At 71.4% G+C, this 21,777-nt stretch carries 17 protein-coding genes and 3 pseudogenes; 11 read left to right on the top strand and 9 right to left on the bottom strand.

Annotated elements, in window-relative coordinates; genetic code table 11:
- Positions 1-198: 198 nt before the first annotated feature.
- The 3 genes from RV983_RS25945 to RV983_RS25935 are packed head-to-tail and all read left to right on the top strand — an operon-like array spanning position 199 to position 3,824.
- The gene (locus RV983_RS25945; protein ID WP_475988127.1) at positions 199-1,830 is read left to right on the top strand and encodes a glycoside hydrolase family 13 protein; all 1,632 of its coding nucleotides are present in this window, start codon (positions 199-201) and stop codon (positions 1,828-1,830) included.
- A 25-nt stretch (positions 1,831-1,855) separates the two neighbouring features.
- Positions 1,856-2,944, top strand: coding sequence for a LacI family DNA-binding transcriptional regulator (locus RV983_RS25940; protein WP_475988126.1), 1,089 nt, complete (start codon positions 1,856-1,858; stop codon positions 2,942-2,944).
- A 37-nt stretch (positions 2,945-2,981) separates the two neighbouring features.
- Positions 2,982-3,824 (top strand): phosphatase PAP2 family protein, encoded by an 843-nt coding sequence (locus tag RV983_RS25935; protein ID WP_475988125.1) that lies wholly within the window; start codon positions 2,982-2,984, stop codon positions 3,822-3,824.
- A gap of 37 nt (positions 3,825-3,861) precedes the next feature.
- Here RV983_RS25935 and RV983_RS25930 read toward each other — a convergent pair whose 3' ends face one another.
- On the bottom strand, positions 3,862-6,834 hold the full coding sequence (locus tag RV983_RS25930) for a bifunctional [glutamine synthetase] adenylyltransferase/[glutamine synthetase]-adenylyl-L-tyrosine phosphorylase (RefSeq protein ID WP_475988124.1): 2,973 nt from the start codon (positions 6,832-6,834) through the stop codon (positions 3,862-3,864).
- Positions 6,835-7,064: 230 nt separating this feature from the next.
- Between RV983_RS25930 and RV983_RS25925 the strand changes: the two genes are divergently transcribed.
- The 4 genes from RV983_RS25925 to RV983_RS25910 all read left to right on the top strand — a co-directional run bounded on the left by RV983_RS25925 (position 7,065) and on the right by RV983_RS25910 (position 12,875).
- The gene (locus RV983_RS25925) at positions 7,065-9,473 is read left to right on the top strand and encodes a peptidoglycan recognition protein family protein (RefSeq protein WP_475988123.1); all 2,409 of its coding nucleotides are present in this window, start codon (positions 7,065-7,067) and stop codon (positions 9,471-9,473) included.
- A 200-nt stretch (positions 9,474-9,673) separates the two neighbouring features.
- Positions 9,674-10,573 (top strand): alkaline phosphatase family protein, encoded by a 900-nt coding sequence (locus RV983_RS25920; protein ID WP_475988122.1) that lies wholly within the window; start codon positions 9,674-9,676, stop codon positions 10,571-10,573.
- Positions 10,574-10,575: 2 nt separating this feature from the next.
- Positions 10,576-11,820 carry an MFS transporter gene (locus tag RV983_RS25915; protein ID WP_475988121.1) on the top strand — a complete coding sequence of 415 codons (1,245 nt, stop codon included), beginning with the start codon at positions 10,576-10,578 and terminating at the stop codon, positions 11,818-11,820.
- Between the two features lie 20 nt (positions 11,821-11,840).
- Positions 11,841-12,875: a TolB-like translocation protein gene (locus RV983_RS25910; protein ID WP_475988120.1), complete on the top strand. Its 1,035-nt coding sequence runs from the start codon at positions 11,841-11,843 to the stop codon at positions 12,873-12,875.
- Between the two features lie 21 nt (positions 12,876-12,896).
- On the opposite strand, the gene RV983_RS25905 is transcribed toward RV983_RS25910, so the two are convergent.
- Positions 12,897-13,331, bottom strand: a complete 435-nt coding sequence (locus tag RV983_RS25905) for an ATP-binding protein (RefSeq protein WP_475988119.1) — start codon at positions 13,329-13,331, stop codon at positions 12,897-12,899.
- Between the two features lie 183 nt (positions 13,332-13,514).
- Between RV983_RS25905 and RV983_RS25900 the strand changes: the two genes are divergently transcribed.
- The 3 genes and pseudogenes from RV983_RS25900 to RV983_RS25890 all read left to right on the top strand — a co-directional run.
- Positions 13,515-14,282, top strand: a complete 768-nt coding sequence (locus tag RV983_RS25900; protein WP_475988118.1) for an IclR family transcriptional regulator — start codon at positions 13,515-13,517, stop codon at positions 14,280-14,282.
- A 46-nt stretch (positions 14,283-14,328) separates the two neighbouring features.
- Complete coding sequence (glpK, locus tag RV983_RS25895) at positions 14,329-15,843, top strand: glycerol kinase GlpK (protein ID WP_475988117.1); 1,515 nt, start codon at positions 14,329-14,331, stop codon at positions 15,841-15,843.
- Positions 15,844-15,898: 55 nt separating this feature from the next.
- Positions 15,899-16,371, top strand: a pseudogene (locus RV983_RS25890) (VOC family protein); the annotation flags it as partial.
- A 34-nt stretch (positions 16,372-16,405) separates the two neighbouring features.
- Here the strand turns inward: RV983_RS25890 and RV983_RS25885 are convergent.
- The 3 genes from RV983_RS25885 to RV983_RS25875 all read right to left on the bottom strand — a co-directional run bounded on the left by RV983_RS25885 (position 16,406) and on the right by RV983_RS25875 (position 18,511).
- Entirely contained in the window at positions 16,406-17,119 is a 714-nt protein-coding gene (locus RV983_RS25885; RefSeq protein WP_475988116.1) for an SDR family NAD(P)-dependent oxidoreductase, read from the bottom strand.
- 350 nt (positions 17,120-17,469) lie between these two features.
- Positions 17,470-17,838 carry a hypothetical protein gene (locus RV983_RS25880; RefSeq protein ID WP_475988115.1) on the bottom strand — a complete coding sequence of 123 codons (369 nt, stop codon included), beginning with the start codon at positions 17,836-17,838 and terminating at the stop codon, positions 17,470-17,472.
- 4 nt (positions 17,839-17,842) lie between these two features.
- Positions 17,843-18,511: a TetR/AcrR family transcriptional regulator gene (locus tag RV983_RS25875; RefSeq protein WP_475988114.1), complete on the bottom strand. Its 669-nt coding sequence runs from the start codon at positions 18,509-18,511 to the stop codon at positions 17,843-17,845.
- A gap of 98 nt (positions 18,512-18,609) precedes the next feature.
- Between RV983_RS25875 and RV983_RS25870 the strand changes: the two are divergent.
- Positions 18,610-18,940, top strand: a pseudogene (locus RV983_RS25870) (site-specific integrase); the annotation flags it as partial.
- 167 nt (positions 18,941-19,107) lie between these two features.
- Here RV983_RS25870 and RV983_RS25865 read toward each other — a convergent pair.
- The 4 genes and pseudogenes from RV983_RS25865 to RV983_RS25850 all read right to left on the bottom strand — a co-directional run.
- Positions 19,108-19,197 (bottom strand): annotated as a pseudogene (locus RV983_RS25865) (glutamine synthetase); the annotation flags it as partial.
- 278 nt (positions 19,198-19,475) lie between these two features.
- Positions 19,476-19,676 (bottom strand): dehydrogenase, encoded by a 201-nt coding sequence (locus tag RV983_RS25860; RefSeq protein WP_475988113.1) that lies wholly within the window; start codon positions 19,674-19,676, stop codon positions 19,476-19,478.
- Between the two features lie 166 nt (positions 19,677-19,842).
- The gene (locus RV983_RS25855; RefSeq protein ID WP_475988112.1) at positions 19,843-20,124 is read right to left on the bottom strand and encodes a hypothetical protein; all 282 of its coding nucleotides are present in this window, start codon (positions 20,122-20,124) and stop codon (positions 19,843-19,845) included.
- Positions 20,125-20,323: 199 nt separating this feature from the next.
- A complete protein-coding gene (locus tag RV983_RS25850; RefSeq protein WP_475988111.1) occupies positions 20,324-21,679 on the bottom strand; it encodes a hypothetical protein in 1,356 nt (451 codons plus the stop codon).
- Positions 21,680-21,777 lie beyond the last annotated feature (98 nt).

The raw sequence follows: 21,777 nt of genomic DNA, 5'->3' as shown, positions 1-21,777 counted from the left end.
CTTGCTGCAAAGACTTGCAAGATCTTCCGATCGTTACGCCCACGTGTCTCCGCAGTTGCCGAGGGGAGATGCGGCAGGGAGAAAGCGGCAGCCTGGAAGTCGTTACGCCATCTTCCGCAAAATTCTGAAAGGCATTGCCGATCGGGCGGTGGATGGGAATCATCGGCAGGAACCGGCGCCGACTCACGAGGGACCGACATGACCCAAGAGCTCGCCCCCGCCGTCCACGGCGCGGCCCACACGGCCGCGGACCAGCCCGCGGGCACGGACCCCGGCTGGTGGCGCAGCGCCGTCATCTACCAGGTGTACGTGCGCTCCTTCGCGGACGGCGACGGAGACGGCGTGGGCGACCTGCCCGGCGCCCGGGCGCGCCTGCCCTATCTGGCGGATCTGGGGGCCGACGCCGTCTGGCTGACGCCGTTCTACGCCTCCCCGCAGGCCGACGGCGGCTACGACGTCGCCGACTACCGGACCGTGGATCCCCTCTTCGGCTCCCTCGCGGACGCCGACGACCTCGTCCGGACCGCGCACGACCTGGGCCTGAGGGTGATCGTGGACATCGTCCCGAACCACACCTCCGACCGGCACGCGTGGTTCCTGGCCGCGCTCGCGGACCGGCACGGGGGCCCGGACCGCGGGCGCTACCACTTCCGTCCCGGCAAGGGCGAGCACGGCGAACTGCCGCCCAACGACTGGGAGTCGGTCTTCGGCGGCCCGGCCTGGACCCGCGTCCCCGACGGGGACTGGTATCTGCACCTGTTCGCGCCCGAACAGCCCGACCTCGACTGGGACCACCCCGAGGTACGGGAGGAGTTCGACCAGATCCTGCGCTTCTGGCTCGACCTCGGCGTCGACGGCTTCCGCATCGACGTCGCCCACGGCATGGTCAAGGCCGCCGGTCTGCCCGACATCGGGCACCAGGAGCAGGTCAAGCTGATCGGCTCCCAGGTGCTGCCGTTCTTCGACCAGGACGGTGTGCACGAGATCCACCGCTCCTGGCGGCGGCTGCTCGACGGCTACCCCGGCCCGCGCATCGGGGTCGCCGAGGCCTGGGCCCCCACCCCCGAGCGGATGGCGCTCTATGTGCGCCCGGACGAGCTGCACCAGGCCTTCAACTTCCACTTCCTGCGCTGCGACTGGGACGCCGCCGCCATGCGCGCGGTGATCGACGAGTCGCTGGCCGCCACCGTCTCCGTCGGCGCCCCCACCACCTGGGTGCTCTCCAACCACGACGTGGTCCGCCACGTCACCCGCTACGGCGGCGGCGCCACCGGTCTGCGCCGCGCGCGGGCGGCGGCGATGCTCATGCTCGCGCTGCCCGGCTCGGTCTACGTCTACCAGGGCGAGGAGCTGGGCCTGCCGGAGGTGACCGACCTGCCCGACGAGGTCCGCCAGGACCCCTCCTTCTTCCGCGACAACGGCCAGGACGGCCTGCGCGACGGCTGCCGGGTGCCGATCCCGTGGACGGCCGAGGGCACCTCGTACGGCTTCGGCAGCGGCGGCAGCTGGCTGCCGCAGCCCGCCTCCTGGGCCGGCCTGAGCGTCGAGGCGCAGACCGGCGACCCCGCCTCCACCCTGGAGCTGTACCGCGCCGCTCTGCGGCTGCGCCGCGAACTGCCCGGCCTCGGCGACGGCCCCATGCGGTGGCTGGACGCCCCCGAGGGCGTGCTGGCCCTCTCCCGGCCCGGTCTGGTCTGCACCGTGAACACCCGCTCCACGCCCGTCGAACTGCCCGTTCCCGGGCGGCTGCTGCTCTCCAGCGATCCCGTGGCGCCCACCGGCGGAAACATCCGTCTTCCGGCCCATTCGTGCATCTGGTGGGCGATCTGAGATGCGACCGGTACAGTCCAATCCTGTGACCGCAAGGCTTGCCGACATCGCAGCCCAGGCGGGGGTGAGCGAAGCGACGGTCAGCCGTGTTCTCAACGGCAAGCCCGGGGTCTCCGCGGCAACCCGCCAATCCGTGCTGGCCGCACTCGATCTGCTCGGCTACGAACGGCCGGTCCGGCTGCGCCGGCGCAGCGCCGGCCTCGTCGGACTCATCACGCCCGAGCTGGAGAATCCCATCTTCCCGGCCTTCGCGCAGGTCATCGGCCAGGCGCTGACCCGCCAGGGATACACGCCCGTGCTGGCCACCCAGACCCCCGGCGGCTCCACCGAGGACGAGCTGGTGGAGATGCTGGTCGAGCGAGGCGTCTCCGGGATCATCTTCGTCTCCGGCCTGCACGCCGACTCCACCGCCGACATGGAGCGCTACGACCGACTGCAGGGCCAGGGCGTGCCCTTCGTCCTCATCAACGGATTCTCCGACAAGATCAAGGCCCCGTTCGTGTCCCCCGACGACCGGGGCGCGATGCGGCTGGCCGTCACGCATCTGGCCTCGCTCGGACACGAGCGGATCGGCCTGGCGGTCGGGCCCAAGCGCTTCGTTCCGGTGCAGCGCAAGATCGAGGGCTTCCTGCGCAGCATGGACCAGGTGCTCGGCATACCGGCGCGGCTGGCCGAGGACGGTATCCAGCACTCACTGTTCACTTTGGAGGGCGGCCAGGCGGCCGCCTCGGGGCTGATCGAGGCCGGCTGCACCGCCGTGGTGTGCGCCTCGGACATGATGGCGCTCGGCGCCGTCCGGGCCGCCCGGCAGCACGGCCTGTCCGTGCCCGGGGACGTCTCGGTCGTCGGATTCGACGACTCCCCGCTCATCGCGTTCACCGATCCGCCGCTCACCACGATTCGCCAGCCGGTCACGGCGATGGGCCAGGCCGCGGTGCGCGCCCTGCTGGAGGAGGTCGGGGGTACCCCGGCGCCGCACAGCGAGTTCGTCTTCCTGCCTGAACTGGTCGTACGCGGTTCGACGGCATCAGGTCCCGGGGCCGGGGCAGCCGTACCGGTACAGCAGTCGGCTTGGAGGCGTACGCGCGATGCACACAATCCGACCGGGGGCTGATCGGACGGCCTACCGCCGCATGGCAGACTATCCCCCCATGGGGGAATCGACCGCGAAGATCCTGGCACGCCGTACCGCAACGGCAGACCCGCCGCGCTCCATCGATTCCCGTGACGCCGATGGAGCGACGACGGGCAATGGACGGCTGTCACCACGCCGGCCACGGTTGTGGTTCGAGATCCTGCTGATCGCCGTCAGCTACTGGATCTACTCACTCGTACGCAATGCCGTGCCCGAACAGCAGGCCGCGGCCATGCGCAACGCCGACCGCGTATGGGACCTGGAGCAGTCCTTCGGCCTCGCCTTCGAGCACGCGATCAACCATGCCGTGAATTCCGTAACGTGGCTCATCGTCGGGATGAACTATTACTACGCCACGCTGCACTTCGTGGTTACCCTGGCGGTGCTCGTCTGGCTGTTCCGCCGGCACCCGGGGCGCTACGCCCCCACCCGGCTGGTGCTGTTCGTCACGACCGGCATCGCGCTACTGGGGTACTACTTCTTCCCGCTGGCGCCGCCGCGCCTGATGGGCAGCGGGTTCATCGACACCGTGCGGATCCACCACACGTGGGGCTCCATGGCCTCCGGAGACCTGGCGCATGTGTCCAACCAGTACGCGGCCATGCCCTCGATGCACATCGGGTGGTCGCTGTGGTGCGGCATCACGGTCGCCATGCTGGCGCGGCACACCTGGGTCCGGGTGCTCGGGGTGCTCTACCCCGTCACCACGCTGCTCGTGATCGTGTCCACGGCCAACCACTTCTGGCTGGACGCGGCCGGCGGCACCGCCTGCCTCACGGTCGGCTTCGCCGCCTCCTGGGCGGTCTACGGGGGGCTGGCGTACAAACTCCCGCGCCAGGTGCGGGTCGCCACCGCGTAGCTCCGCGGGGCGGGGTCCTCACCCCGCCCCGTCCCGCCTAGGCGTCGTAGAAGAGGCGCTCGACCACGGCACGGGCGCGGCGGGTCGTGCGGCGGTAGTCCTCCACCATGTCGCCCACGTGCCCGGCTTCGTACCCGAGGTGGCGGCCGACCGCGGCGAGTTCCCTGCCGTCGCCGGGGAAGGTGTCGCCGGGGCGGGCGCGGACGAGCATCACGGCGTTGCGGACGCGGCCGGCCAGGACCCAGGCGGCGTCCAGGACTTCGGCGTCCTCCTCGCCGAGCAGGCCCGCCTCGGTCGCCGCGGCGAGCGCGGGCCGGGTCCGGGTGGTCCGTAGCCCCGGGATCCGGGCGCCGTGCTCGAGCTGGAAGAGCTGCACGGTCCACTCGACGTCGCTGAGCCCGCCCCGTCCCAGCTTGGCGTGGGTCGTGGGGTCGGCGCCGCGCGGCAGACGCTCGGACTCCATGCGGGCCTTGAGACGGCGGATCTCGCGGATCGCGTCCTCCGTCAGTCCCCCCGCCGGGTAGCGCAGCGGGTCGGCGAGCTCCATGAAGCGCGCGCCCAGCTGCTCGTCGCCCGCGACGTGTTCGGCGCGCAGCAGGGCATGGCTCTCCCAGGCCAGGGACCAGCGCCGGTAGTAGGCGGCGTACGAGGCCAGCGTGCGCACCAGGGGGCCGCTCTTGCCCTCCGGGCGCAGGTCGGCGTCGATGAGGAGCGGCGGGTCCGTGGTCGGGATCTGCAGCAGGCGCCGCAGTTCGTTGGCGACCTTCACCGCCGTACGGGAGGCGCGGTGCTCCTCCACTCCCTCGTACGGCTCGTGGACGAACAGGACGTCGGCGTCGGAGCCGTAGCCGAGTTCGTGACCGCCGAAGCGGCCCATGCCGATGACGGCGAAACGGGTCGGCAGCGGCTCGCCGTCCGCCGCCTCCACGGCGTTGACGGCGGCCTGCAGGGCCCCGGCGACGGCGGCCGCGTTGACGTCGGTGAGGGCAGCGCCCACGGCGTCGGGCGCCCTCCGGTGGACCCCGGTCACATCGGCCGCGGCGGTACGGAACAGCTCGCGGCGCCGGACACCGCGCACGGCGGCCACGGCCTGCTCGGCGGAGCCGGCGCGGTGGACGGCGGCCAGCACCTCCTGGTCGAGCGCGGCCCGGGAACGCGGTTGCAGGCCCTCGTCGTCCGCGAGGAGCGCGACCGCCTCGGGGGCGCGCATCAGCAGGTCGGGGGCGAGCCGCCCGGAGGACAGCACGCGGGCGAGGTTCTCTGCGGCGGCGCCCTCGTCGCGCAGCAGCCGCAGGTACCAGGGGGTCCGGCCCAGCGCGTCGCTGACCTTGCGGAAGTTCAGCAGGCCCGCGTCCGGGTCGGCGGAGTCGGCGAACCAGCCCAGCAGCACCGGCAGCAGCGTGCGCTGGATGGCGGCCTTGCGGCTGACGCCGGAGGCCAGCGCCTCCAGGTGGCGCAGGGCGGCGGCGGGATCGGCGTAGCCGAGCGCCTCCAGGCGCTGCTTGGCCGCATCCGGGGTGAGGCCGACCTCGCCGGGCGCCAGCTGGGCCACGGCGTCCAGCAGCGGCCGGTAGAAGAGCTTCTCGTGCAGGCGGCGCACCTCCCGGGCGTGCCGCTTCCACTCCCGGTGCAGCTCGGCGACGGGGTCGGCGCGAAAGCCCAGGGAGCGGCCGAGCCGGCGCAGGTCCGCCTCGTCCTCGGGCACGAGGTGGGTGCGGCGCAGCTTCTGCAGCTGGATGCGGTGCTCCATCGTCCGCAGAAACCGGTACGAGGCGTCGAGCGCCGCCGCGTCCGCCCGCCCGACGTAGCCGCCGGCGGCGAGCTGCGCGAGCGCGGTCAAGGTGGTGCCGCTGCGCAGCGCGGGGTCGGTGCGGCCGTGCACGAGTTGCAGCAGCTGCACCGCGAACTCCACGTCCCGCAGACCGCCGGGGCCCAGCTTGAGCTCCCGGTCCACGTGCGCGACGGGGATGTTCTCCACAACCCGGCGCCGCATCTCCTGCACGTCGGGCACGAAGTGGTCGCGTTCTGCGGCCTGCCACACCATCGGCGCGAGGGCCTCGACGTACTCCTGGCCGAGTGCCGGGTCACCGGCGACCGGGCGGGCCTTGAGCAGCGCCTGGAACTCCCAGGTCTTCGCCCACCGCTTGTAGTACGCCACGTGGCTGGAGAGCGTCCGCACCAGGGGGCCGCGCCGGCCCTCGGGGCGCAGGTTGGCGTCGACCTGCCAGATGCTGCCCTCGGCGGTGGTGTCGGAGCAGATCCGCATCATGCGCGAGGCCAGCCGGGTGGCCGCCTGGACCGCCTTGGCCTCGTCCTCCAGGCCCTCGGTCTCCGCCCGGGCCTCGGCGACGAAGATGACGTCCACGTCGGAGATGTAGTTGAGCTCGTGGCCGCCGCACTTGCCCATGGCGATCACCGCGAGCCGACACTGCGCGGCGTCGCCGGGGGCCTCCGCCTCGGCCAGGGCCAGCGCGACCCGCAGCGTCGCGGTCGCCAGGTCGGCCAGTTCCGCGGCGGTCTGCACGAGGTCGCTGGTGCCGCACACGTCACGGGCGGCGATACCCAGCAGGCAGCGCCGGTAGGCGGCCCGCAGCGCGTCGGGATCGAAGGCGGTGCGAAGTCCCCGTTCGAACTCCGTTGTCCCCGGGTGCAGATCGGCGTGCTCGTAGGTCACCAGCGCGTGCCAGTCGCGCGGGTGCCGGGTCAGGTGGTCGGCCAGGGCCTCGGAGGCGCCCAGCACCCCGAGCAGCCGGTCGCGCAGCGGCTTGGCGGCGGTGATCGTGTCGAGCAGGGTGCGGCGCTCGCCCTCGTCCAGGGCCTCCACCAGCCGCACGAGGCCGGTCAGCGCCTGGTCCGGGTCCGCGGTGGCGCCCAGGGCGTCCAGGAGCACCGGGTCGCTGCCGACCGAGCCCAGTTCCTCGCCGCCCAGCAGCCGCTCGGCGGCCACGGCGTCGGCGAAGCCCCGCTTGAGCAGCCGCCCGAACCTGGTGTCCCGTCGCCCTTCCAGCACTCCGACCACCTTCCGCCGTCTCCCGGCGTCGCGGCGTCCGGCCCGCGGCCGCGCCGATCCCCACTTTCAGAGAGTATCCGGCCCGTTCTTGCTCCGATATGCAACGGTATGGGCGCTTTCACATAGCCCCGACCGCGGCGTGAGTGACCAATGGGCCATCTGATACAAAGCGTTGGTCGTTTGAACGTACAACCAGCCGACCGATCGGTCATCAGGGGCGGGACCACGAAATGCCAAAGGGATCCAGGAGATCCGCAGGGTCGAGAAGACTGCCCGGACTGCCGCCGCTGCGCAAGCGGGCCTGGCTCGCGGTCGGGGCGGTCGTGCTGGGCGGTGCGGGAGCGGTCACGGCCGTGACCGTCGCACAGGGCCCGGAGGGCACCGCCGCGTCGGTGGCCGGCAAGCCCGTGCCGACCGTCGTCCGCTCGGTGAAGCTCCAGGGCCAGGGCGGCGAGCGCACCGTGCCGCAGCGCGCCACCGACGCCTTCGGGATGGTCGGCGTGACGTGGGACGACCCGCGCACGGTGCTGGACGGCACCGTGCGGGTACGGACCCGGTCGGTGGGCACCGGCCAGTGGTCCGGCTGGTACACGGTCGACCCGCACAACGACGACGCGCCGGACCCGGGCGCCGAGCAGGGCATGCGCGGCGGTTCCGCGCCGCTGTACGTGGGGCCCTCCGACGGTGTGCAGCTGAAGGTCGTCTCCGCGCACGGCGAGTCCGGGAAGCTCCCCGAGGGGATGCGCCTGGATCTCGTCGGCGACGCCGCGCACGGCGGCTCCGGCCATTCCGGCGGCTCGGACCTGGCGATGGCCCCCGCGGCCTTCGCGGCGGACGCCGCCGACGGCGAGGAGTCCTCCAGCGCCACCCCCGGCGAGCCCACGCCGACGGACACCGCGACCGGCACCACGCCGGACCCTTCCGACACCGCCGTGACCACCGAGAGCCCGTCCGCAACGGCCTCCGCCTCGCAGACCACGACGCCGCCGGCCACCACCTCGCCGTCCGTGAGCGCGACGCCCACGAAGACCTCACCGACCGCGACGCCGAGCAAGAGCGTCACCCCGACGCCGACCTCGACCCGGCCGGTCGCGCGCCCGTCGACCGTGGCGAAGCCGGCCATCGTCACCCGGGCCGGCTGGGGCGCCGACGAGAAGATCCGCGAGGCCGGCGACCCGGACTACGCGACCGACGTGACCGCCGTCTTCGTCCACCACACCGACACCGCCGTCAACTACGACTGCTCCGCCTCGGCGAGCATCGTGCGTTCGGTCTACGCGTACCACGTGCAGGCCGAGGGCTGGCGCGACATCGGCTACAACGCCCTGGTCGACCGGTGCGGCAAGATCTTCGAGGGCCGCTTCGGCGGCATCGACCTGCCCGTCATCGGCGCGCACACCTACGGCTTCAACACCCGCAGCTTCGGCATCGCGGTGCTCGGCACCTACCAGGTCATCGACGGCAAGGCCGCCACGCCCATCAGCTCGCAGATGCTGGGCTCGGTGGCGGCGCTCGCCGCGTGGAAGCTCGGCCAGTACGGGGTCAACCCCAACCCGGGCAGCAAGACGCAGACGCTCACGGAGGGCGCGAGTGACAGCAAGCCCTTCGTCCTGGGCAAGAAGTACGCGTTCAACGCGATCTCCGGGCACCGTGACGGCTTCGCCACCGCCTGCCCCGGCCAGAACCTGTACGACAAGCTGCCCACGATCCGCTCCTACGCGGCCGGCCCCGTCGCGAAGCCCACGCTCGGCACGCCGACCGGTGCCACGAAGTCCGGCACCACGTACTACACCAAGGGCGCCATGACGGTGTCCTGGAAGACCACGACGCCGACCGTGCTCGTCAAACGCTTCGAGGTGCTGGTCGACGGCGCCGTGAAGGCCACGGCGACCCCGACGGCCACCTCGGCCGCGATCACGGTGCCGACGGGGGCGCACACGGTGGCGGTGCGCGCGGTCCACATCAACAACAAGACGTCGGTGTCCGCGTCGCTCGCGGTGACCGGCGACACCACCAAGCCGACGTTCACCACCGCCCCGTCGGTCAAGATCCGCAACGCCACGGTGTCCACCACCTCGGTGCCGGTCACGGTGACCTGGAAGGCCGCGGACAACACGGTGCTCAAGGGTTCCTCGGGTACCGCCCCGAGCGTCGCCTCCTTCGGTGCCACGACGACGAGTTGGAGCACCGCGGGCAAGGCCGGCAGCGCCGTCACGTACGGCCTCAGGGCCACCGACATGGCCGGCAACTACACCGCCGCCTCGGTGAGCCGCACGGCGGCGATCATCCAGGAGACCTCGGCGGTCAGGACCGGATCGTGGTCCGCGAAGAGCTCCAGCAGCTACCTCGGCGGCAAGTCGCTCACCTCCAGCTCCAAGAACGCCTCGCTTTCCTGGACGTTCACCGGACGCTCGGTGGGCTGGGTGGTCTCGCGGGCCTCGACCTCGGGACAGGCGTACGTCTACGTGGACGGCAAGAAGACCGCCACCGTGGACCTGAAGTCCTCGAGCACGCTGTACCGGCAGACCATCTGGTCCACGTCCTGGAGCACCAGCGCCAAGCACACCCTGAAGATCGTCGTGGTGGGCACCTCGGGACGTCCGGCCATCACCACCGACGGCATCACCTACATCAAATGACGTGAGGTGACGCTCTGACAGCAGGGGCCCGGGAAACGCGATGTGCGCGTTCCCCGGGCCCTTTGCCTGCGCTTGACCGCCCGGCCCCCGGTCCTACGCAGCGTTCCGCGTAGCTTCATCTGAGGAGCGCTTCCGGCTTCCGCGGCCCCCTCCTAACCTGGCGCGGCGCCACTCCTTGTCCCCCGCCCCGGAGGTCCGTCGTGTCCGGCTGGTCCCTGTCCAGTCCCCGCCGCACTGTCACCGCTCTCGCATCCGCCTGCGGCATCGCCGCCGCCTCGCTCGGCCTGTGGGCCGCGCTCGGCGGCTCCGAAACCGCCCACGCCGCAGGCAGCGTGCCCAACCCCGACCACGTGGTCGTGGTGATGATGGAGAACCACGCGTACAACCAGGTCATCGGCAGTTCCAGCGCCCCGTACCTCAACAACACGCTGAAGGCCGGCGGCGCCGGCCTCACGCAGTCGTACGGCGTCACGCACCCGAGCCAGCCCAACTACATGCAGATCTTCTCGGGCGGCAACCAGGGCGTCACGGACGACGGCTGCTACACCCCCGGCTTCAGCAAGGCGGCCAACCTCGCCTCCGAGCTGATCGCCGCCGGCAAGAGCTGGGCCAGCTACAACGAGACGCTGCCGAGCCAGGGGTCCACCACCTGCAGCAGCGGCGACTACGCGCGCAAGCACAACCCGTGGTTCGCCTTCAGCAACGTCCCGACGTCGACGGCGAAGACCTTCACGCAGTTCCCGACGGACTTCACCACGCTGCCGAAGGTCTCCTTCGTCACGCCGAACCTGTGCAGCGACATGCACGACTGCTCCGTCTCCACCGGTGACACCTGGCTGAAGAACAAGCTCGGTGCCTACGCCACCTGGGCCAAGACCCACAACAGCGTGCTCGTCGTCACCTTCGACGAGGACAACCGCCTGGCGGGCAACCGCATCCCGACGGTCCTGTACGGCCAGCCGGTCAGGGCCGGTTCGACCTCGGCGACGACCTACAACCACTACAACGTGCTCCGCACGCTGGAGGACCTGGCCGGTCTCACCACGCACGCGGGCAACGCCGCCTCCGCCTCCGACATCACCGGCATCTGGGCGAGCTGAGCGTGTACGTCGCGGACAGCCGCGGCGCCGCCGGCACCGGGGCCGCCGTCGCCCCCACGGTCCTCGTCCTGGGCACGGTCAGTCTCATCACCGACGTCTCGTCGGAGATGGTCACGGCCGTACTGCCGCTCTACCTGGTCGCCGGGCTCGGCCTCTCACCGCTCGGCTTCGGCCTGCTCGACGGCGTCTACAACGGCTTCAGCGCACTGGTGCGGCTGATCGGCGGCCACTTGGCCGACCGCGGCGGCGGCCGCCACAAGGCCGTCGCCGCCTTCGGCTACGGCCTGTCGGCGGTGTGCAAACCGGCCCTGCTGCTGGTCCACAGCCTGCCGCTGATCGGCGCGGTGCTCGCCGTCGACCGCACGGGCAAGGGCCTGCGCACGGCGCCGCGCGACGCGCTGATCTCGCTCTCGTCCACGCCCGAGGCGCGCGGGCGGGCCTTCGGTGTGCACCGCGCGATGGACACCGCCGGTGCGCTGCTGGGCCCGCTGGTCGCCTTCCTCATCCTGCGGCAGGCGGCCGAGGGGTACGACGCCGTCTTCACGGTCAGCTTCTGCGTGGCCGCGGTGGGCGTGCTCGTGCTGCTGCTCTTCGTCCCGCGCGGCGGGATGACGCCGGCGGCGGACCCGGCGGCCCCCGCGCCCCCCACAGCCCCGGCCGTGCAGCCCTCGCTGCGCGCGTCGGTGGCGCTGCTGCGGCGCCAGGACGTGCGGCGGCTGACGGTCTGCGCCACTTTGCTCGGGCTCTCGACGGTCAGCGACTCCTTCGTCTTCCTGCTGCTCCAGCACCGCCTCGGGGTGCCCGACCGGTGGTTCGCGCTGCTTCCGCTGGGCACGGCGGCGGCCTTCCTGCTGCTCGCGATCCCGCTGGGACGCCTCGCCGACCGCCTGGGGCGCTGGCGGATGTTCCTGGCCGGGCACGCGGCACTGCTCGGCGCGTACGCCCTGCTGCTCGCGCACGGGCCCGCCTACCTCGTACTGCTGCTCCACGGCGCCTTCTACGCCGCCACGGACGGCGTCCTGATGGCCGCCGCCTCCACGGCGGTGCCCGCCGAGCTGCGCGGCGCCGGGCTCGCCCTCATCCAGACCGGTCAGGCCGCGGCCCGCTTCGCCGCGTCCCTGGCCTTCGGCGCCGCCTGGACCGCCTGGGGCGACCGTACGGCCCTGACCACCGCCACCGTGGCCCTGGCAGTGTGCGCGGCCTGCGCGGTGCGGCTGCGCCCGGCCCCACCGGCACCGGCCCCCTGACCCCCGCAGAAAGGCTGCGCATGGACACCGCCCCCCTCAGCCCCCGGAACCGCCTGCTCGTGCTGCTGGCCGCCGTGGCGGTGCTGGCGGCCGTCGCCGCGGCGGCGGTGCTGCACGCCGCGGGCCGGGCCGCGGAGAAGGACCGCCCCCAGGCGGGAGGCCCGGCGGTCACCGAGGGCAGCGTCTCGCTCGCGCCGGACGCGCCCCGCATGGTCTTCCGGAACATGGCCTGGGGCCCGCACCGCGACGAGCTGGCGACGGTCCCCGCCGACGAGCCCACGGGGGCCCGCACCGCCTCCGGCACCAAGTGCCTGCGCTTCTACGCGGCCGCCGGCACCGGCATCTGCCTCCAGGCCGTGCACGGCACCGTCCAGGACACCTACCGGGCGGTCGTGCTCGACGCGCACCTGAAGAAGCTGCGCAGCTACCCGCTGGCCGGGATCCCCACCCGGGCCCGGGTCTCACCCAGCGGCCGCATGGTCGCCTGGACGGTCTTCGTCGGCGGCGACTCCTACGCGGGCACCGACTTCTCCACCCGCACCTCCGTCCTCGACACGCGCACCTGGGACCTGCGCGCCAACCTGGAGGACTTCGCGATCACCAGGGACGGCAGGCCCTACCACGCGGCCGACGTCAACTTCTGGGGCGTGACCTTCGCCGACGACGGGCACTTCTACGCCACCCTGGGCACCGCGGGCCGCACCTACCTCGTGCGCGGCGACGTGGCCGCACAGTCGGTACGCACCCTGCGCACCAACGTCGAATGCCCCTCGCTGTCCCCCGACGGCACCCGCCTGGTCTTCAAGAAGCGTGTGGAGGGGCTGTCCCCCGACGCCCCGTGGCGGCTGTACGTGCTGGACCTCGCCACGATGCGCGAGCGGCCGCTCGCGGAGGAGCGCAGCGTGGACGACCAGGTCGTCTGGCGGGACGACCGCACGATCGTCTACGCCCTCGCGGGCGACTTCGGCGCCGACCTGTGGACCGTGCCGGCCGACGGAACCGGGAAGGCGCGGAGAATGGCCACGGCCGCGCTGGCGCCGGCCTACCTCGGATAGCGCCCGGCGGGGCGGCCGGGATCAGGCGGCGACCACCCGCACGGGAAGGTCCGCCCAGCGGGTGACCCCGTCGCAGTCGGTACGCATGCCGTAGCGGGCGGACAGGGCCTTGACGATGCCGAGCCCCCGGCCGTGCTCGTCCGGGTCGATCCCGCCGGGCGGTCCGCAGGGGGCGGCCGGCCCGGAGTCGGTCACCTCGATGTGCAGAGCGCTCAGGCCGTCCAGCACGGTCCAGGACACCCGCAGTGTCGCGGGGCCCAGGGCGTGCACGATCGCGTTGGTGGTCAGCTCGGAGATCACCAGGAGCACATCCTCGGCCAGCTCCGGGCAGAGGTTCCAGTCGGCCAGGACCACACGCACCCGCCGGCGCACCACGGACAGGGCTCCGGGAATGTGCGACAGCGGGGCGACGTGCACGTCCTCACGCTGCGGCAACGTGTTCGGCTCCGCCGCCATGTGCCCTCCCTCCGAGCAGCCCGGCCGGGCGGTGGGCACCCGGACGTCGAAGGAACGGTATTGACAGTCCGGGTGAAGGGCAACGAAACCGGGTCGGCATTACCGAACGCCGTATTCCGCCTCCGGAGGGGGCCGGGCACCGCGTCCGCTGCCGACCCGTAACAGCCGGGCTACGATCGATACATGGCCGGCCCGCTCCAGTCCATCGAACGGGCGGCGGCGATCCTGCGTCTGCTGGCCGGCGGCTCCCGCCGGCTGGGACTCGGCGAGGTGGCGGCCTCACTGGGTCTGGCGAAGGGCACCGCCCACGGAATTCTGCGCACCCTCCAGCACGTCGACTTCGTCGAGCAGGACCCCTCGACCGGGAAGTACCAGCTCGGCGCCGCTCTGCTGCATCTGGGCAGCAGCTACCTGGACGTCAACGACCTGCGCTCGCGCTCCATCAACTGGGCCGACGCCCTGGCCGCGCGCAGCGGCGAGGCGGTACGGCTGGGCACCCCCCTGGAGGGCCAGGTGCTCATCGTCCACCACGTCTTCCGTCCCGACGACAGCCTGCAGACCCTCGACGTGGGGGCGCTGCTTCCGCTGCACGCCTCCGCCCTCGGCAAGGTGCTGCTGGCGTTCGGGGCCAGCCCCGTGGAGGCGGCGGTCGCCCACGGGCTGGAGGCGTACACCCGGCACACCCTGGTCGATCCCGAGGACCTGGGCCGCGCCCTCGCAGAGGTCCGCGAGCAGGGCTGGGGCGCGGAGGTGCAGGAGATGTCGATGGGCGAGGCGGGAGTCGCGGCGGCCATCCGCGGGCACGGCGGGCTGGTGGTGGGCGCGATCGGCGTCACCGGCCCCGTCGAGCGGATCTGCGACTCCAAGGGCCGGCCGCACCCGGCCATGGTCACCCTGCTCAGGGAGGCGGCGCGGGCGATCTCCAGAGACCTGGGCGCCGCCCGCTGGTAGCAGTCCCGCAGCTGGCCCCGAACGCATCGGAAGGCAGGCCCCCGACATGGTTGAACGGTATGTGTTGTCCATCGACCAGGGCACCACCTCCACCCGATGCATCCTGTTCGACCACCGCGGGCGCCTGGTGGCGGTCGCGCAGCGTGAGCACCAGCAGCACTTCCCGAAGCCGGGGTGGGTGGAGCACGACGCCCTGGAGATCTGGCGCAACCTCCAGCGCATCGTGCCGCAGGCGCTGTCCGAGGCGGACATCACCCCCGAGGAGGTCGCCGCCATCGGGATCGCGAACCAGCGGGAGACCTCCGTCGTGTGGGACCGCGCCACCGGCACCCCGCTGGGCCGGGCCATCGTCTGGCAGGACACCCGCACCGCCCACCTCGTCGACGAACTGCTGCGGGATCCCGGGGAGGAGTTCTTCATGGAGCGGTGCTGCCTGCCGCCCTCCACCTACTTCTCGGCGCCCCGGCTGCGCTGGCTCTTCGAGCACTCCCCGGGGCTGCGCGAACGCGCCGCGAACGGCGAGGTGCTCTTCGGGACCATGGAGACCTGGCTGCTGTGGAACCTCACCGGCGGACCGGACGGCGGCCTGCACATCACCGACGTCACCAACGCCAGCCGCACCATGCTGATGAGCTTCCGTTCGCTGGCCTGGGACGACGAGCTGCTGGACTTCTTCGGCGTGCCCCGCGCGATGCTCCCGGAGATCCGCGCCTCGGCCGAGGTCTACGGCGAGGCCAAGGTCGTGCTCCCCGGGGTCCGTCTCGCGGCCGCCCTCGGCGACCAGCAGGCCGCGCTGTTCGGGCAGACCTGCTTCTCCCCCGGCGAGGCGAAGTGCACGTACGGCACCGGCAGCTTCCTGCTGCTCAACACCGGCGACCGCCTCGTACGCTCGACGCACGGGCTGATCACCACCATCGCGTACAAGATCGACGGGCAGCCCGCGGTCTACGCGCTGGAGGGCCCGATCGCCGTCACCGGCTCCCTCGTCCAGTGGTTCCGCGACCGGCTCGGCCTGATCAGCAGTGCCCCCGAGATCGAGACCCTGGCACGGACGGTCGAGGACAACGGCGGCTGCTACATCGTCCCCGCCTTCTCCGGGCTGTTCGCCCCGCACTGGCGCAGCGACGCCCGCGGCGTCATCGTCGGCCTCACCTCGTACATCACCAAGGGCCACCTGGCGCGCGCCGTCCTGGAGGCCACGGGCTGGCAGACCCGCGAGGTCGTCGACGCGATGAACGCCGACTCCTCGATCGCCCTGAAGGAGCTCAAGGTCGACGGCGGCATGACCGCCGACAACCTCCTCATGCAGTTCCTCGCCGATGTGCTCGACGTCCCCGTGGTGCGCCCCATGGTCGTCGAGACCGTTTCCCTCGGCGCCGCCTACGCCGCCGGGCTCGCCGCCGGCTACTGGCCGGACCTGAAGGTCCTGCGCCGCAACTGGCACCGCGCGGCCCAGTGGCTGCCCGCCATGGAACCCGTACGCCGGGAGGCCGAGTACGACTGCTGGAAGCGCGCCGTCGAACGCTCCGTCGGCTGGATCCGGTCCCCGCGGGCCTCCTGACGCCGCTCTGCGCGGCGCCGGTGCGGCCGCGTAGCCGGTGCCTAGGATCGGCGGAATGGCGCTGCGACCTGTGCAGGTGAACATCACGGCACGTGATCACTCGGCGGTCGGCCGGTTCTGGGCGGAGGCGCTCGGCTGGAGTGCGCACGGCCCCGGCGCGACCCCCTATGTCGGACCGGGCGGCGATCTCGTCCGGCCGGACCCGGTCGTCGTCGGCATCGACGTCGTCCCCGTCCCGGAGCCCAGGACACCGGCGAAGAACCGGGTGCACCTCGACCTCGCCACCGCGTCCGCGGGCTGACCAGGCCGAATGGTCGCGCGCCTCCGGGCTCTCGGTGCGACGCCCGTCGCGTGGGGCGGGGCGACGTCCCGTGGACGGTCCTCGCCGACCCGGAGGGCAACGAGTTCTGCGTGCTGGAGCCCCGGGAGATCTACCGGGACACCGGACCGATCGCCGCGGTGGTCGCCGACTGCGAGGACCCGCGGGCCATGGCCCGGTTCTGGGGCGAGGCGATGGACTGGACCCTGCTCCTGGCAGGCGGCCGGCGGACAGGGCGAGTCGTCAGCGGCCGGCGCTCTGGCCACCGTCGACAGGCAGGATCACGCCGGTGACGAACGGGGCGTTCTCCAGGTAGATCACGGCGTCGACGATGTCACTCGCTTCGCCCATGCGGCCCATCGGGTGCAGTGAGTCGAGGAACTCGTGCGTCTCGACGGGGTGCATGGGGGTCTTCATGACGCCCGGGGCGACGGCGTTGAAGCGGATGCCCTGGGTCGCGTACTCCATGGCGAGTGCCTTGGTCACGGACTGCAGGCCGCCCTTGGTCAGCGAGGCCAGGGTGCCGTTGATGGTCGAGATCGCGTGGTCGGCGTTGCTGGTGGTGATCTGGACGATGTGCCCGCCGCCTTGGGCGAGCATGTGCGGGATGGCCTCTTGCGTGATGCGGAAGAAGCCGCCCAGGTTCACGGCGAGCAGCAAGGCGAAGTCGTCGTCGGTGAACTCAGTGAAGGGCTTGCCCATGAAGATGCCGGCGTTGTTGACCAAAGCGTCGATGCGGCCGAACCGTTCCACACCGGCCTCGATGACGCGCCTGCCGGTGGCCGGGTCGCCGATGTCTCCCTGGACGGTCAGGATGCCCGGGTCATCGGAAGGAGCGATGTTGCGGGACGTGGCGACGACGCTGTAGTCGAGCTTGCGGTAGGCGGCGACCAGGCCGGCTCCGATTCCCTGCGACGCGCCGGTGATGACCGCGACCTTCTGACTCCGAGTGCTCATGATGACCCCTTCCAAGATATGGATTCCCATTGGCCGACGGGGAAACGACTAAGCCACCACGCACGCGGTGGCGTGTCGGCAGTTGTGCATCCCGTGCCCGTGAACGGGGTCGACTGAATGCCCACCATTGCCCCTTTGGCCGAATGGACGTCCGACCCGGTGGGGTATTTCCGCGCGGAAGCCCGGGCCGCCGATCACCGGTCGCTGATCCACGTTACCGCGTTACCGCGTCACCGCATCATGGGTGAACTCGACCACCATCGCCGCTGGTCACCGACCCTGATGCCTTCGCCGCGCCGGTCCGGGCGAACGGCGCGTCCACTGGGCAACGCACGCGCCGTCACCGGCGGCTAAGCGATGAAGCCGGCCGTACGTGCCCATTTTTTGCGTGCCGTCCGACAGGACTGCACGAGTTCGCTCGCCACTCTGGTGCATTTCCGACGAGAGGCGCCGATTAAAGCGGTGGATCTCAAGTCCATGGTCGTGGACGTGATCCCCGATTCGGGATGCTCATGCGTGGTGATCGCGGTGCGGTAGAAATCGGTCGCGGTAACGGTGGCGGGGACGCCGAGTTCGGCGGATACCGCAGCGATAGCGCGCCGGCCCACGGCGAGGTCGGCCTGACCGTCAGTGGTGCAGTGCGGTGCGATGAAAGTCTTGTAATGGGCCAGAGCTTCACCCTCGGTGTGCCGGCCGAGGAACGTCTGGATGTGGCCCACCGTTCTACCGTTCGTCGTCGGCAGCCGTCGATGCCGCCGTCCCGCGCTGGGTGCCGACGCTCTCGGCATCCGCCGGGCGCATCGCCCCGTAGAGCACCGTGTCGACGGTCGCCCGCAGCAGATCGGCCGCCGACCAGTCGAGTTCGCGCGGCAGCCGCGAGGTGGTCAGCCGCTCCAGCGCGCCGCGGGTGATCTCGCTGAGCAGTTCGGGCGGCACCTGCACCAGTCCCTGCCGGTGCCCGTCCCGGAACAGTTCGTCGAGCCGCTGGAAGACCCCCGTTTCCACGCGTTGCTCGACGTACTGGCGGAGCATCACATCGGACCGCCCCACTGCGAGCTGGGCCGCGCCGATCCGGCCGAGCTCGCTGCCCGCGGCGATCAGGAACCGCTGCACCCGCACAGCGAACGGCTGCCCGGCCGCATCCCGAACCGCCTCCAGCAGCGTGTCTTCCACCGCTGTGAGCTGCTGCTCCAGCACCGCAGTGAGCAGGCTGCGCTTGTCCGGAAAATAACGGTAGATCGTCTTCTTGCTCATTCTCAGCTCGCCGGCGAGATCGCTCATGCTCACCCGCGTGAACCCCGGCTCGAGGAACAGCCGGGCAGCCGCCGCCAGGATCACGTCAGCGCGCTGCTGCTCAGACGTGGAAACCCGAGAAACGTTTTCAGTTTCCATGGATCCCATGGTCGGTCCCGTGATGCGGCCTGTCAAGGCACGCCCTCTGGCCCAGGACACCCGCGTGCTGCACGCGCGCCAACGAGACGCTGCGCGGCGACCCGAGGAACCGCCGCAGCCAGGTCGTCCCCAGTCGGGCCCTGCACAACGCGCCGCTGCGCCCGCACCGTCTCCGGCAGCGCGAGACGTCCACGTCTTCGCGAGGCGGAACGACCGCCCGGTGGAGCCGAGGAACATCTGCCAGCCCTCCACCCGGGGTGCCGCGCAAGCGGGGCTGCGGGTGGTCCGGCTGCACCATGCCCGGCACGGCTGTGCCACGTTGCCCACCGCTGCCGCCGTTGCGCCCCGGGTCACCATGGAGATTCCGGGACCCGGCCGGATCAGCATCACGAGGGACGTCGTACCCACGTCGCGCACGGCACCCAGCGAAACAAACAGCCCCGCACCTTGATCGGTGCGGGGCGTCCCGCGGTTCGGGCAGAACACCGCCTCCGCGCAGGCGAGCCCTGCGAGCCGGGTCCGGCAGCCGCCTGCGCGCCCTCGCCGGCTGAGACCGATCCGGGCCGACAGCATCGCGCTGCCGGCCCGGATCGCGGCTACAGGTTCGGGAGGTTCTTGCGGAGCTCGAACGCCGTGACCTCGGACCGGTACTCCTCCCACTCCTGCTTCTTGTTGCGGAGGAAGTAGATCGGACTTCCGCCGACCTGGGGTTACCGGGGCGAGGAGCCCTGTGACCTGCGATCAGCCCGTCAACAGTTGTCAGCCTTGGCCGCCCCTGGGCGCCCTCGGACGGCCCAGAGACGGCCCCGCGACAGTGCTCGGCTTGTAGGTCGACACTCGCTCTAGGAGTTCGATTGGGGTCCGGGGGCACCTGCGGAAACCACGTGGTCGCCGACTGAGTCGGGTTCCCCAGCAGCCAACCTGATCCGGGGGCGTTCGTGGCCGTTGATGTCATCGTTGGATGTCAGCGGAAGAGCTTCGGCCACGGGCAGACCTCCCATGGCTCGTCCGGCCGGTCGGCCCACTTCCACCAGACATGCCAGTTGGCGCACTTCCACAGCGACCGGCAGACCCGCCGGCCGTCATCCTCCCGCTTGAAGAGCGCCAGGCCGCCATCCTTCATGAGCTGGCCGCACTCGGGGCAGACGGGAGCATCGCTGGTCACGTCGACACCCTAACTGAGCGGCCTCTTCGTCCCGAAGCAATGGGAGCGGCTGTGTGACCTGCGGCCGGACGACCGGTGACCTGCACGAACTGTCCGCGAGCGTCCGTGGTTGTGCGCCTCTGTGCGCCACAGTTGTAGCGCAGTTAGACACTCAGCCCGCATCCCGTCACAGGCCGCGTAGCGCCTCATGGAGATCGTCGTAGGCTGTCCAACAGTCGATGCTGCCATCGTCACACAGGCTGCCCATGTACCAGTCGTCATCATCGACAGGCTTCACGATGCACAGGCTGTGGAACCCGAGAACGATCTCCGGGTGCAGTACCTCGTGAGGGTCGGAGGCAACCCACTTCGCTGCCCGGTTTGGGTCTAGGACGATAGCCCCTTGGTCGCCGGATACGTCGCGGATCCGCTGAAGCGTCCAACCCGACGGTAGCTGTGCGTGCGCCATCCACGGATGATCTCACCCGGCAGTGTGGATCACCGCTTTAGGAGCGAGGTGAGGTGGTCACAAGCCTGACCTGCGGGTTCACTGCCTTGGGCAGATTCGGCGGCGCGTCCCCCTGCGCCCCCTGATTCCCTCTGAGTCCCCGCCCGTTCTGGCACGAGAGTGGCACGGGGATCTGCGCTGGTGACCTTCTCGATGCGAACTATTGGCTGCTCGGTCGCTCAGGTCTGCCGGGCTGGTGGCGTCGTTTCTCCTCCCGTTGGGCGGCCACGTCGGGGATGACGGCAATGGCCTCGGTGAGGCGGCCCTGCCGGATCAGTAGTTCGGCCAGGTCGGTCGCGGCCCGTTCGCCGGGCAATGGGCGTAGGAGGGCGATGGCCTCCTCGACGCGGCCGTCCTGGGCAAGCAGCCAGGCGATGGTCAGCTCGCGGTCCTCGACCCTGTCGGCTGGCAACGCCTGGATCTCCGCGATTGCCTCCCTGGCGCGTCCCGACTCTCCCATCAGCCACCACCGGTTGGACCGGAGCCAGAACTCATCGTTCTCCGCCAGGAATTCGGGGCTGCGCCCTTCCGTGAGTCCAAGGGCTCTGTCGTGCAGGCCCCGGTCGGCGAGCACGATCAGGGTCGCCTGGAGAAGGTTCCCGTCGTAGAGGTCGTCGAACGTGTGCTCCACCGCCTCGATCGCGTCGTCTACCCGGCCCTGACGGATGAGCAGTCCCATCAGTGTGCTCTCGTGCCAGCCCGGATCCTTGGCGGCGATGAGGTCGCGCAGGTACGCCTCCGCTTCCCCGGCTCGGCCCAGGTTCTCCAGGGCCGTCACGTACGGGCCTACGGCGGCGTACCTCTGGGTGTCGGAAAGGTCGCGAAGTTCCTCGACCCGACCGTGTCGGGCCAGCAGCTCGGCATAGAACTTGACATTGTTCTGCGGCCCGTACCGGCGTGCGGCCATGTCCGCGCCGAGCAGCCGGATTGCCTGGTCCGCCCGGCCGGACCGCTCCAAGACCCGGGCCTGGGCAGGGAGGGCACCCCACAGGTCGTCGCACTGCTTCGGGTCGTGCCGGAACTCCTCGGCGATCGGGGCCAGCAGCTCCAACACCCGCTCGTCGCATCCCTGGCCCTCGGTCATCTCCACCAGGGCCCCCAGCAGGCGCCCGCCGCGCAGGTGCGGGCCGAGTACGCCGATCGCGTCGTCCACCCGCCCGGCCCGGACCAGCGCCTCGGCGTAGTCCCGCCACGCGTCGACCGCGTTTTCCTGCGGCCTCTTGGGGTGCGCCAGCTCCAGCGCCTGGTCGACGCGGCCCCACCGCAACAGGACGTCGGCGCCCGCCCGCACCGCCGGCTGCCAACCGGTAGCCGCGAACGGCTCCACCACCGTCCAGGCCCGTCCGAACTCCCCCACCGCACACAACCCCCGCACCGCACCCGCAGCGCAGAACCAGTCCTCACGCTCCCGTGCCGCCTCCACTAGGGCCTCCAGGCCGCCGCGTTCGAGGATCTCGTCCACGATCCGCGGCAGGACGCCGCCGAGGTTGCTCAACTGCCACTGAAGATCATCCACATTCACGGGGGCACCCTAGGGTCAGCCGCCGACACACCCGCGACGCGGCTTGCCGGTTGGCCCGCCGAGCCTGTCAGTGGGCCACCCGCTCGCTGCTA

The organism is Streptomyces sp. RLA123 (assembly GCF_056270165.1).
Note: the sequence above shows the minus strand (reverse complement) of the source record. Positions and strands in the feature narration are given on the sequence as shown.